This is a genomic window from uncultured Solobacterium sp. (genome assembly GCF_963550625.1).
In the GTDB taxonomy this organism is placed as follows: Bacteria; Bacillota_I; Bacilli_A; order Erysipelotrichales; family Erysipelotrichaceae; genus Bulleidia.
The window spans coordinates 1-13,176 of the sequence record NZ_CAUVCV010000013.1; the positions used below are offsets into that span (position 1 = coordinate 1).

A 13,176-nucleotide genomic window follows, 5' to 3' on the forward strand; every position below is an offset into this window, starting at 1 on the left:
AAAGTAACAAAGAGTCGCTTTATTGGCGACTTTTTCGTTTATCTGCTCAGTTGAGCGTATATGCAGGGCAGTAGAAGAATGGTATAATAAAGGTTATGAAAACTGGATTATTTATTACATTTGAAGGACCTGATGGAAGCGGTAAGACAACCGTAAGTACTGCCGTAACAAAGATGTTAGAAGCAGATGGATATCAGGTACGTTATACAAGAGAACCAGGTGGTTCTAATATTGCCGAACAGATTCGTCAAGTGATCTTAGACCCTAAGAATACAGAGATGGATGCTAGAACAGAAGCGTTACTATATGCCGCAAGCAGAAGACAGCATCTTGTCGATAAGGTTTTACCTGTCCTTGCACAAGGTGTACATGTCATCAGTGACCGTTTCGTGGATAGTTCCCTAGCGTATCAAGGTTGTGGTCGTGAGATTGGCATGGATGAAGTTTATGAAATCAACCAATTTGCGATTGAAAACCATATGCCTGATAAGACTATCTTCCTACAGATTGATGCAGAAACAGGTTTAAAGCGCATCCGTAAAGGAAGAGAAGTTTTGGATAGACTTGATCAAGAAAGTGTTGAATTCCACGAGCGTGTTCACGAAGGTTATCAAAAGGTGATTGAGAAATATGCTGACCGTATGATTATCGTGGATGCGACAGCAGATGTCGACACTGTGATTCAAAAGTCTTATGAAATCGTGAAAGGATTATTAGATGCGCAAGGATGAGTTACAGCAACAACAACCTCTGTTTTATCATGCGTTAGAAAATGCATGCATGAATCATAGAGTTGCGAATGCTTATCTTTTATCCGGTCCTTATGGAACCCTAAAACATGAAGCTGCTCTTTTACTTACAAAGAGTATCTTTTGTGAGCAACACCAAGGAGTTGCTTGTGAAGAATGCAATACATGCCGACGTGTAGAAGAAGGCTTGTATGCGGACATGGTTTTATTAGATGGCTCTAAGAGTGCAATCTCCAAGGATGATGTAGATGCAATCCAAGAGAAATTCTCAAAGACTGCATTAGAAGATGGAGATGGCTCTCGTGTATACATTCTAGAAAACGTAGAGAACGCAAGTATCTCTGCACAAAACAGTATGTTAAAGTTTTTGGAAGAGCCAGCATCTGGTGTTGTCGCAATTCTTACAACAGACAACATTGACCGTATCTTACCTACTATCGTTTCACGCTGTACGCTAATTCCTTTCTCACCATTATCAGAAGACTACCTACTTTCCAAAGCGAAAGAAGTTGGAGTACAAGATGTAGATGCTTACTTTATCTCTCATCTCGTAAAAGATATTAAACAGATGAAGGAATATGCGGACAGTTCTATCTTTGAAACCTGCAAGATGATGTTCAAACAATACTTCAATCTTGAAGGAAGTCGCGAAGAATTATTGGTAGATTATGATATCTCCTATCGTTCAAGCGAAAAAGACAGTGCAAAAGCAAAGAAAGAAAATATTTTATTACTCAACGGCTTCTTCGACCTCATGTCATTATTTGCACATGATGTTGTATGCAAGCATATTGAAGGACCACATTGGTACAAAGAATTATTACAACAAGAATTACACAAACAAAAAGAATATGGAGAATTGATCATTATCTTACAAGAACAAAAAGATAAGATTAATCGATTTATTGATTTAAATCTATTAATGGATCAAACCTTCTATAGATTGGAGGAATTCAACCATGAACATGGAATGTGAACACGGTTCATGCGGTTGTCCAATGCACCAAGAACAGGAACAACCGACAGTGAAATATGACTATTCCGTTGCTGTACGATTTAAGAATGCTACAAAACCGTATTCTTTTGGCTGCGATACTGCAGATATCAAAAAAGGAAGCTGGGTTGTTGTAGAAACAGCACAAGGAATTGAAATGGGTGAGGTAGATGCAGATGCTCTATCTATTGATAGATATAATCTACATATGCCAACAAAACCAATTATTCGTATCGCTACAGAGAAAGACCAAAAGATGTACGCTGAAAATGCCATTGCGGAAAGTGAAGCGTATCGTATCTGTAACGAAGAAATTCAAAGTTTAAATCTTGATATGAATCTAATGAGCGCACAATATACACTTGATCGCTCAAAGGTTCTATTTGTATATCTCGCTGACCAACGTGTCGATTTCCGCGAACTTTTAAAGGTTCTAGGAACACGTCTACACTGCCGTATTGAATTACGTCAGATTGGTGAACGTGATAAGGCCAAGATGGTCGGTGGTATTGGTATGTGTGGTATGGAAACATGCTGCAGCCGATTTAAGAATCACTTTGATGTCATTTCCATTAATATGGCTAAGACACAACAGCTTGCCCTAAACGTAGAGAAACTCTCAGGTATGTGCGGTAAGTTAATGTGCTGCTTGAAGTACGAAGAAAATGACTATAAGGAACTAACAGCTGGACTGCCTAAGATGGGTTCTCAAGTTGAATATGACGGTATGATTTATCGTCTGACAAACATGAATGTCATGAAACAGGAAGCGAAGTTAGAAAACCGCGAACAAGTGCTCTTTATTTCCCTGGAAAACTTACGTGAGAAAGCAATCCCACGTAAAGGCTTTGTTCAACAGAACAACAACCAGAAGAGTGATAAACCAGTACATCGTACAACTGTTCATGAAGGTGTAGCTGCACCAGTAAATAAAGATAAGGCTGTACATGTATCCACAGACTTACCAACAGTAAAGGTTGAAGCATCGAAACCACAAAACAACCGTCCAAACAATAACAACAATAAGAAGCCAAACAAAAATCATTCAAACAAGCAAAATCAACCACGTACAAATGTGGAAAAGAATACAGCTGGACGTAAGAATGTAACTGTGCGTACGTTTGGACGTAAGAAAAAAGATGAGGGCGATAACGCATGAACCGCCAAAAATCCTTCGAAAATGAAAAACCAACACTCTATTTAGTACCTACCCCAATTGGAAATCTCAATGAGATGACTCCACGTGCTATCGATGTCTTAAATAGCGTTGATGTAATCGCATGTGAAGATACCCGTAATAGTGGACAGTTACTAAAGCATTTTGGTATTTCAAAACGATTGATTGCTTATCAGAACTTTAATGAAGCATCTAGTACAAAAGGCATTATCAACTTACTATCACAAGGAAATAACGTTGCCTTAATATCTGATGCTGGATATCCATTAATTAATGATCCAGGACAAAGAGTTGTAAGTGAAGTGACAGCACTTGGATATAATGTTGTGCCAATTTCAGGCTGCAGTGCTTTCTTGAATGCGCTTGTTGCATCTGGATTAATTGCGCAACCGTTTATCTTCATTGGTTTCTTGCCACCTTCCACACATGATTGTGTTAAGAAACTACGTCTTTACCAGTCATATCCAATGACCCTCATTATGTATGAAGCACCACATCGCATAGAGAAGATGCTTCAAAGTTGCTTAGATGTATTAGGTGATCGTCATATCTGTATCGCTCGTGAATTAACAAAAGTACATGAAGAATTCATCCGTGGTACAATTTCTGAGATCCTGCCAATTGCCTCAGAATTAAAAGGTGAAATGGTTGTTGTGATTGAAGGCAATCAAGATGACTATGAAAAAGATATCGATATGGGGCAGATTCTCAATATGGTAAATACTTCTATTGAAAGTGGAATGTCTACAAGTGCCGCAATCAAAGAAGTTGCTAAACAGACAGGTATCTCAAAAAATCAGATCTATGATTTAGTTCATGGTAAAACTGATCAGAAAGGTGTGTGCTAACGAATGTATAATCAATATAGTCAATTATCATTAGAACAAACACTGTTCTATCTTGCGATTGCGATTTTTCCTGCAATCTTCTTCATGATTTATATCTATCGCAATGATGATAAAGAAAAAGAACCACCACTCTTATTACTAAAGTGTATTATTGGTGGTCTACTCTCTGTACCAATCGCAATTATATTAGAAATGATAGCCGAAGCTGTTGTCATCTATTTATTAGAAAATGTAGTGTCTGCCACAAGAGTAAACTATGGTGTTCTAACTGCAATCTTTGTCGGTCTCATTGAAGAAGGTGCGAAGTTCTTCTTCCTCTATATATTTACTTGGAAAGACAAAGAATTTAACTACCGTTTTGACGGTATTGTATACGCTGTATTTGTATCACTTGGATTTGCGGCATTAGAAAACGTCTTCTATGTATTTAATTATGGTACAGGCGTCGCTTTACAGCGTGCACTTCTCACAATTCCAGGACACATGAGTTTTGCGGTATACATGGGCTTATACTACGGTCACGCTAAAGTATCTGAAGCTGTCAATAACCCAGACGCAAAGGCACTCAATCTAAAAGCAGCTTATGCATTTGCGGTATTACTTCATACAATCTTTGACGCAACACTCATGGTTGAATCAGACATTGGACTTATTATCTTCTTTATCTTCGTTATCATCTTAGATATCGTAGTATATCGTACAATACGCTTCGAGTCTAAGAATGATATTCCTATCGTCCCACCAACAGAAGAAGATATTTACGCAGAGACACAATTATCACGCCCTTCACCAATCGTTGAAATGACAGACAATGTAAGTGAACGTGAAAAAATGTAATGTTTGTTGTATTATAAGGTTAACTATATTAATAAGAGGAGTAATTTATGCTAAGTGATCCAACAATTGTCAAATTGATTATCATGGGCCTAGTAGGTACAAACGTTGTTCTACTTCTAGCTGTTATCTATTTGGCATTTAAGAAAAATACATATTATGTAGATGCGGATGGGAATGATATTAGTACAACAAAAAAGCCACAGGCTAAGAAAGCTGTACAAGCTACACCAGTCGCTCCAAAACCAGAACCAGTACAACAACCAAAGCAGAACGAAGAAGATAAGCTCGCTGCGACTACAGTTCTTACTGATCTAGAAAGACCTGTGACACCAGTATCTCCAACAATCAGTCCACTAAAGGTTGATTCATTAGATACACCAATTCGCGAAAAGAATAATGATGATTCCGCAACATTATTTGAAGAAATCTTCTCTACAACAAACCTAGATGATGCTGATCCTAAGATTCTCGTTACAATCAAAGTAGCAGGACAAGCAAAAGATCATACAATCAGTACATTACCATGCTTGATTGGTCGTGAAGCCACAAGTTGTGACCTTGTCATCAACGAACCAGCAATCAGCCGCAAACATGCACGCATATTGATTGAAAGTGATACATTCTATTTAGCAGATGTTTCCGAACATAACGGAACATACCTAAACGGAATTAAACTACCACCACTTGGTAAGGCTCGTATCCACGAGGGAGATCATATCAACCTAGGACGTGCAGAAATTGTCATCAATCAAATTATTGACTAAAGATGCTTACGAGCATCTTTTTTTCTGATTCTATACAATAATGATGTATGATTAACAGGTATGGAGGTTCCCTATGAATTTAGAACTAAACAACAAGCTACACGGATTTGTCCTTGAGCAGATCAAAGATATTGAAGACGCAAAAGGAACTTTATATATGTTCCGTCACGAACAAACAAACGCAGAACTCTGCTGGTTAAAACGTGATGACAACAACAAAACTTTTGCGATTACTTTTAAAACAATCCCTGATAACGATACAGGTGTTTTCCACATTCTAGAACACAGTGTTTTAAATGGTTCTAAGAAATATCCTGTACGCGAACCATTTGTAGAACTATTAAAGAGTAGTTTACAAACATTCTTAAATGCCTTTACGTATCCAGATAAGACAATGTATCCGGTAAGTAGCCGCAACAACAAAGACTACATGAACCTCATCTCTGTTTATATGGATGCGGTATTCCAACCAGCAATCTATACGAATCCAAATATCTTCTTACAAGAAGGCTGGCATTATCAGATACACGATGTAAATGAAGAGATGGAATACAGTGGTGTAGTACTCAACGAGATGAAGGGTGCCTTCTCCTCTGTAGATGAGACAATCGTAGATGAACTCAATCGTATGTTATTCCCTGATAACTGCTATAAGTATGTATCTGGTGGTGACCCACGCTACATTACAGATTTAACATACGAACAATTTATTGAAACACACCAAAAGTTCTATCATCCATCCAACGCACGTATTTGGGTAGATGGTAACTTAGATATCGATGAAGTACTTCGCTTTATCCATGAAGAATATTTTGTTAATTATCAAAAGGAAGAGATGGATTTTGCAATACCTATGCAGAAGGTTCTACCAGCTGTACACAATCGTATCTTTTACGAGGTCAGTGAAAATGAACCTACCGAAAATCGCTCTCATATCTCTTTTGCAAAGATTATTTCTACATACGACTCTTATGTACAGAATATCGCATGGTCTGCACTATCTTCCACACTTGTGGCTAACAATGAATCACCACTAAAGAAGGCTATCCTCGATAACAAGCTCGGCGAAGATGTGGACTTAGACTTATATGATGGCATCCAACAACCATGGCTCGTCTTAACCATTCGTAATACAGACGCAGAAAAGTATGACGCTATCCGCGAAACATTACGCTCTACCACAAGCGAGCTTGTTAAGAATGGACTAGACCATGAAGAATTACACGCCACAATCAATCAGATGGAATTCCGTTACCGTGAAAGTCATGAACCAGCAGGTTTAATGTATGGACAACGTGCAATGGATAGTTGGTTATATGGTGGTGATCCAGCAGAACCATTATCCAATGGAAAGATATTCGATATCTTACGTGAGAAGATTGAACAAGGATATTTCGAGGAACTATTATCATCCTTCTTATTGGATGAGGAACATCTAAACTCTCTTACAGTTGTACCATCTACAACAATGGGAGCTGAGCGTATCGCAGATGAAAAGAAGCGTCTAGCAGATATTAAAGCTTCTAGTGAAGAGAATGTTCTAAAGTATATCGAACAAAATAAGGCACTAGACCTCTGGCAACAATCCACTGATACAAAGGAACAATTAGATACCCTACCAAAGATTCATCTTTCAGAGATTGATGAAAAGCCAGAAGATTTACCACTACAAATTGAAAAAGTGCAGTCTGTTAAGACACTGGTTCACCCTGCACAAGAATCAGGTATTGTATACCTCTTCTTCTACTTCTCACTTGCAGGAATTACAATCAAGCATTTACCTGCAGTTGGTTTATTTACTGATTTACTCATGAACTTACCAACTACAAAGAAGACAGTTCGCCAGTTACAACGTGCTGTACGCAAAGACCTTGGGTCATTGAATATTGTTACAGACGTATATTCACCAGATAACCGTTCGGATGCATGCATTCCAGTCCTTGCGGTATCATGTTCTGTACTTGAAAGAAATGTAGATAAGGTTGTACCACTTATCTTAGAAGTAATCAAAGATACGAAGTTTACAAAGGAAGAAATCTTACCTATCCTAAAACAAGGTAACGAAGGTGCTAGACAATCCATTATTATGAATGGACATTCCTTCGCAATGCGTCGTGTATCTGCACACCATAGTGCAGAAGGTGTATTCCGTGAATACATCGGTGGATATGAAAATGCATTATTCAGTAAGAAGTTAGAAGATAACTACGATGAGATGATCGATGAAGTCATCAATGAGTTTGAGATGTATAAGGAAGTATTATTCTCTAAAGACCGCTTGATTGCGAGTGTAACTGGTGATCATCTGGATGTTGTAGAAGAATTCATCGCTGGTATCAATCGCATTGAAGCACAGGGTAACGTTGTACACTACCCACTCTTACAAGAGCCAAAAGAAGCACTTCAAATTCCAGCAGGTATCTCCTACTCTGCTGCAGGTACTAACATCAAATCCTTCGACTTTGAATACGATCCATGCTTGCAGGTAATCGCTCATCTATTGACCTACGATTATCTATGGACCGAAGTACGTGTGAAAGGTAACGCATATGGTACAGGCTTTAGTGCAAATCCAAATGGAAATATCGCTGCATACTCCTATCGCGACCCAAGTCCTCTTTATTCTATCGAAGTCTACCAAGACATTTACAAACGTATCAAGCAACTTGCAGAAGATGAACATACTGATGTAGCAGGTTATATCATCGGTACAATTGCGGCTGCAGAGCCACTCTTACCACCAGCTGCGAAAGTACGTCTAGCAGATATTCGTTACTTCCGTAACACCACATACGAAAACTTATGTGCTGCACGTAAGAAAATTCTTTCTATGACAAGAGAAGATCTTGCAAGATACGTAGAACTCTTTGAAAAGGCATTACAAAATCCAACATCTTGCATTGTCGCAAACGCAGAAACAATCGAACAATGTAAGGAAGAAGGCTATACAATCCTTGACCCACTCTCTTAAAAACGGCTGAAAATGCCGTTTTTATTGTGTAAATGTGTCTAACTTTCACAAAAAATGAAAGATTTTCAGGTTAGTTATTTCTAACATGCGAAAAAATCACAAACTTCTTTGAGCAAAGGTGTTGAATTCAAAATAAATCATTCTATAATGATAATGGTTCTCAATAAGTGGTGATTATGAAAAGAAGACAGACTTATCAAAAACAAGAAATATTAAATATTATTCAAGGAATTGGAACGCATATGACTGCGGAAGAAGTTAAGTCTGCTTTGGATCAAAAGGAGACCGGCATTGGTTTAGCGACTGTATATCGCAATCTCAATCTTCTCGTCCAAGAAGGTGTAATTCGTAAGTATACAGGTGAAGGCTACAACTTCTATGATGGTAATCCTGCTCCACACGATCACTTACGTTGCACAAAATGCGGAAAGATGATCGATCTTGGTGAAATGCCTTATGATTCTTGCCCAGATGAAAAGGTAGAAAAATTCACCGGTGGAAAAGTATTCAGTCATGTCACTATTTTTGAGGGAATTTGCAAAGATTGTCTAAATGAGGAGGACACAAGCAATGGAATTAAAGGGTTCAAAAACTGAAAAGAATTTAAATGATGCATTCGCTGGCGAGTCAATGGCTCGCAACAAGTACACTTTCTTCGCTGAAAAGGCTCGTGAAGAAGGTTACGAACAAATCGCAAACATCTTCTTAGAAACAGCACGTAACGAACAGGAACACGCTAAGCAGTGGTTCATCGCATTATGCGGTGGCGCTATCCCAACAACTCATGAATGCTTACAGATGGGTGCTGATGGTGAAAACTACGAGTGGACAGACATGTACAAGAGAATGGCTGCAGAAGCTCGTGAAGAAGGATTCACACGTATCGCAGCTCAGATGGACATGGTAGCTAAGGTTGAAAAGGACCACGAAGAAAGATACGAGAAGTTAAAGGCTAATGTCTTAAACTCACAAGTATTCGAAAAGGACGAGCCAGTAGTATGGCAGTGCGAAATCTGTGGTTATACAATTGAGTCCAAGAAGGCTCCTAAGATTTGCCCACTCTGCAGCTACAAGGAAAGCTTCTTCGAAGTTAAGAAGGAAAATTACTAAAATTTATCCCTTCGGATGGTATGAAAATACCATCTTTTTCTTTATGATTATGTTAGTGAAAAAGAGGAACATCATATGTCTCAAGAAATCTATGTAAAACCCAAAAAAGTTACACCCCTAAATATCCTTCTTATCTTAATAGGATCATCCTTATACGCATTATCAGTTAACTTCTTCTTAGTACCTTTAAAGCTTTACTCTGGTGGAGTTCCTGGTACAGCTCAGATGTTACGTACATTATTCTTTTCAAATGTTCAAAACGTAGATACTGCGGGCATTATCAACCTTGCATTTAATATTCCACTCTTTCTTCTGGCTTTAAAGAAGATGAAAAAACGCATGGTTGTAGGAACCATATTATCTGTTGCCTTACAAACAATTATCTTTACATATATCATCGCCCCTACTGCACCTATCCTCGATGATAAACTTGCATGTATTGTCATCGCTGGACTACTAGGTGGAGTTGGATGTGGATTGATACTAACCAATAGCGCAAGTGCAGGAGGTCTAGATTTATTAGGTCTATATCTCAGTCATAAGTCAAAGAAGATTTCTGTAGGAATCTTTAATGTCATTTACAATATTATTCTCTATACATTAATGGCAATATTATTTGATGTATCAACTGCACTATATTCGATTATCTATATTGTTGTATTCTCTGTGACAATTGATCGTTGGCATTATCAAAATATTGAAGTTGAGTTAATGATTTTCACACATGTGCCTGAAGTAAAACAGATGATCATGCATGAATACGCAAGAGGTGTTACTTGTTGGGATGGTAAAGGTGCTTATACCAACAATCACACAGAAGTACTCGTCACAATTGTCGCAAAAAGTGAGGTTTCTTCCGTTCAAAGAGAGATTCGAAAACTTGATCCAAATGCCTTTGTAATTGCTCATACACGTGTTTCTGTATCTGGAGGATACCAAAAACGCCTAGTTTAACACTAAAAATACGATAAATAGTGGATTTATTTTTTCTTTGTGATACATTTTGTATTGTAGAAATCGTGAGGAACATATGAAAACAACACATACAATTTTAATTGTGGATGACGATATTGATATTTTAGAAGCCCTTAAAATCTATTTATCCAAAGATGAGTATCGTTTATTAACAGCTCGAAATGGAAAAGATGCAGTTGATATTGTCAAAGCAGAAGATGTGGATTTAGTATTAATGGATATTATGATGCCTATCATGGATGGCATTAAAGCCACTGAAGAAATTCGTAAACTTACAAATATCCCGATTATCTTACTAACTGCAAAGAGCGAAGATAATGATAAGGTTGAAGGATTAAACGGCGGCGCAGATGACTATATCACAAAACCTTTCAATCCATCTGAAGTCTTAGCACGTATTAACTCACAGTTAAGAAGATATCACCAACTCGGTGGTGTTAGTGCTGATACGAACGAGCTTGTGATTGGTGGAATCGTTCTAGATGACTCCACAAAGAAAGTAACTGTTGATGATAACGAAGTTGCACTAACACCAATGGAATTTGGTATTTTAAAGATGTTGATGAAACAACCAGGAAAAGTATTTACTTCCTCTGAAATTTATAAAAATGTATGGAATGATGAACCAATTGGTAGTGAATCTGTTATCGCTGTTCATATCCGTCACTTACGTGAAAAGATTGAGATTGATCCATCTGAGCCAAGATATATCAAAGTAGTTTGGGGACAAGGCTATAAGATGGAGGATAGTCATGAAAGAGTGCAGTAAAAAAAGATTACGTTCAAGTTATCTATGGAAAGTGATTGCTTTCCTTCTTTTTGCGCTTGCGGCTACACTAGATTTAATTGGTATGAATGCGATTGCGTACTTATCTACTGCTGGAGCCTATGATGGAATTTCCAGATATAGTGATACTGCGGACGCAAAAGCACGTGCAGCAGCCACAGCCAATAACTATGTTTTATATGCATTAAGTATCGATTCATTTTATATTGGTGATCCAAATCGAAGTTTCGATCGTGAAAACTCTAATCTTGCGGTAGAAATCTATGAAGTTGCTACGAATCAGTTAATCTATAAAAATTTTGATGTTGAAGAATCTACATTACAAGGTACTGCCTATTTCTATGGCGATACTTCTGATGGCTATTTCCAGGATTACATTGATAAAAATAGCGAACCGACCTATCGGATTGAGTATGCCCTTGCGAAAGATTTAAGCGCAAGAGATGACTTCTACTATTGTGATACAGTTTATAATATTCAGTATAAATTCCGCTACATTGTATTCCCGATTGAATTTTTAAGTATCATCACCCTCATTGGTTCTGTCGTATTCCTATTCTATGGATCAGGCCATGTAGATGATAAACCAGGAATTACTTTATCATGGATTGATAAGATTCCACTCGATGTCTTTGCCTTTGTTGTCTTAGTTGTTTGGACATATGCTAGTTACTATGTCTATAATCATGGCTTCCCTGATATCGCAATCAACTTCTACCAACAAGGATATTATTACGGTTTTGCGAAAGCTAGTATCATTAAGTACATGATGGTAATTGTTGGTGGTGTAATCCCATTCTTACAATTTACATTGTTGTTCTTCTTAAGCCTTGCAACACGAATCAAATATGGTAATTGGTATAAGAATACATTAATCTACTATATTGGAACGATTCTCTCAAACCTTCTACAGATTGGAGGATATTTCCCTGCTTTCTTATTAGGTTCCTTCGTATTCTGGGTAGTATTCTACTTCCTAGTACAACTCCAGTTATATGTATTGCTAGGTATCTTCTTATTTATCGCATCATATGCCCTATTCTGGCGTGCATATGAGTCGGTACTCTTAAAGAAGGCTATTCATAAGTTCGCAAATGGAGAAACTGATTTCTCATTTAGTACTTCAAAGTTATCTAATTTCTTTAAAGTACAAGCGAAAGACCTATACAAAATCAAAGACTTTGCGGAAGCAGCCGCTAGAAAATCCATTCGTGCTGAACATTTGCAGAATGAATTGATTACAAATGTCAGTCATGATATTAAGACACCTCTTACTTCAATTATTAACTATGTTCATCTTTTACAAAATGTGGAAGATTCAGAACAAGCTAAAAAATACCTAGCAGTATTAGAGAAACAGTCAAAACGTCTTCAAAAATTAACAGAAGACCTCATTGAAGCCTCTAAGGCAAGTACTGGTAATATTACCGTTAATATTATGCCGAATGACTTACATGAATTATTAGAACAAGCTATCGGTGAATACTCTGATCGTTTCGAAGCTTGTAAACTAGAGATTGTGACAAATATTCCAGATAATGCTCGTTCAGTCATGGCTGATGGACGACTCTTGTGGCGTGTATTCTCTAATTTATTCTCTAACTTAGTAAAATATGCTCAACCAGAAACCAGAGTCTATATCAATAGTATTCGCACAATCGATAACAACATCATGATTTCGATTAAGAATGTCAGTCGTGAAGCTCTCAACATTTCTGCCGAAGAGTTAACCCAGCGATTTGTTCGTGGTGATGAATCTCGTCATAGCGAAGGTAGTGGTCTAGGTCTTAATATTGTAGAGAACTTGGTAAACCTACAAAACGGTCACTTCAACATCGTTATTGATGGAGACCTCTTTAGAACAAACATTATTTTGGCCGCAAAACCAGAAGAAATCACAAAGAAGAATTCTACAACAGAATCTAATTAATCCTATAAAAGTAAAGATGGAGATTACAATATTC

The 13,176-nt window shown here is 37.6% G+C and carries 12 protein-coding genes; all 12 read left to right on the forward strand.

All coding sequences use genetic code 11. The features are described 5' to 3' along the window. The first annotated feature begins 95 nt into the window (after nucleotides 1-95). The 12 genes from tmk (at nucleotide 96) to RYK16_RS06815 (ending at nucleotide 13,142) form a co-directional block, all read left to right on the forward strand. Complete coding sequence (gene tmk / locus RYK16_RS06760; protein WP_314851507.1) at nucleotides 96-731, forward strand: dTMP kinase; 636 nt, start codon at nucleotides 96-98, stop codon at nucleotides 729-731. Further along, on the forward strand, nucleotides 718-1,725 hold the full coding sequence (locus tag RYK16_RS06765; protein WP_314851508.1) for a DNA polymerase III subunit: 1,008 nt from the start codon (nucleotides 718-720) through the stop codon (nucleotides 1,723-1,725). Before tmk ends, RYK16_RS06765 begins: the two co-directional genes overlap by 14 nt. Next, nucleotides 1,709-2,902 (forward strand): regulatory iron-sulfur-containing complex subunit RicT, encoded by a 1,194-nt coding sequence (gene ricT, locus RYK16_RS06770; protein ID WP_314851510.1) that lies wholly within the window; start codon nucleotides 1,709-1,711, stop codon nucleotides 2,900-2,902. The genes RYK16_RS06765 and ricT overlap by 17 nt, the downstream gene beginning before the upstream one ends. Beyond that, the gene (rsmI, locus tag RYK16_RS06775; RefSeq protein ID WP_314851512.1) at nucleotides 2,899-3,768 is read left to right on the forward strand and encodes a 16S rRNA (cytidine(1402)-2'-O)-methyltransferase; all 870 of its coding nucleotides are present in this window, start codon (nucleotides 2,899-2,901) and stop codon (nucleotides 3,766-3,768) included. The genes ricT and rsmI overlap by 4 nt, the downstream gene beginning before the upstream one ends. Before the next feature lie 3 nt (nucleotides 3,769-3,771). Continuing rightward, complete coding sequence (locus RYK16_RS06780; RefSeq protein ID WP_314851513.1) at nucleotides 3,772-4,605, forward strand: PrsW family glutamic-type intramembrane protease; 834 nt, start codon at nucleotides 3,772-3,774, stop codon at nucleotides 4,603-4,605. Between the two features lie 47 nt (nucleotides 4,606-4,652). Further along, complete coding sequence (locus RYK16_RS06785) at nucleotides 4,653-5,369, forward strand: FHA domain-containing protein (RefSeq protein ID WP_314851514.1); 717 nt, start codon at nucleotides 4,653-4,655, stop codon at nucleotides 5,367-5,369. A gap of 73 nt (nucleotides 5,370-5,442) precedes the next feature. Further along, nucleotides 5,443-8,340 (forward strand): insulinase family protein, encoded by a 2,898-nt coding sequence (locus RYK16_RS06790; protein ID WP_314851516.1) that lies wholly within the window; start codon nucleotides 5,443-5,445, stop codon nucleotides 8,338-8,340. A 176-nt stretch (nucleotides 8,341-8,516) separates the two neighbouring features. Then, nucleotides 8,517-8,936 carry a Fur family transcriptional regulator gene (locus RYK16_RS06795; protein WP_294209121.1) on the forward strand — a complete coding sequence of 140 codons (420 nt, stop codon included), beginning with the start codon at nucleotides 8,517-8,519 and terminating at the stop codon, nucleotides 8,934-8,936. After that, on the forward strand, nucleotides 8,911-9,450 hold the full coding sequence (rbr, locus tag RYK16_RS06800; protein ID WP_314851517.1) for a rubrerythrin: 540 nt from the start codon (nucleotides 8,911-8,913) through the stop codon (nucleotides 9,448-9,450). The genes RYK16_RS06795 and rbr overlap by 26 nt, the downstream gene beginning before the upstream one ends. A 75-nt stretch (nucleotides 9,451-9,525) precedes the next feature. Beyond that, a complete protein-coding gene (locus RYK16_RS06805; RefSeq protein WP_314851519.1) occupies nucleotides 9,526-10,404 on the forward strand; it encodes a YitT family protein in 879 nt (292 codons plus the stop codon). Between the two features lie 76 nt (nucleotides 10,405-10,480). Continuing rightward, nucleotides 10,481-11,194 carry a response regulator transcription factor gene (locus RYK16_RS06810; RefSeq protein WP_314851520.1) on the forward strand — a complete coding sequence of 238 codons (714 nt, stop codon included), beginning with the start codon at nucleotides 10,481-10,483 and terminating at the stop codon, nucleotides 11,192-11,194. Further along, nucleotides 11,178-13,142 (forward strand): HAMP domain-containing sensor histidine kinase, encoded by a 1,965-nt coding sequence (locus tag RYK16_RS06815; protein WP_314851521.1) that lies wholly within the window; start codon nucleotides 11,178-11,180, stop codon nucleotides 13,140-13,142. The genes RYK16_RS06810 and RYK16_RS06815 overlap by 17 nt, the downstream gene beginning before the upstream one ends. Nucleotides 13,143-13,176: the final 34 nt, after the last annotated feature.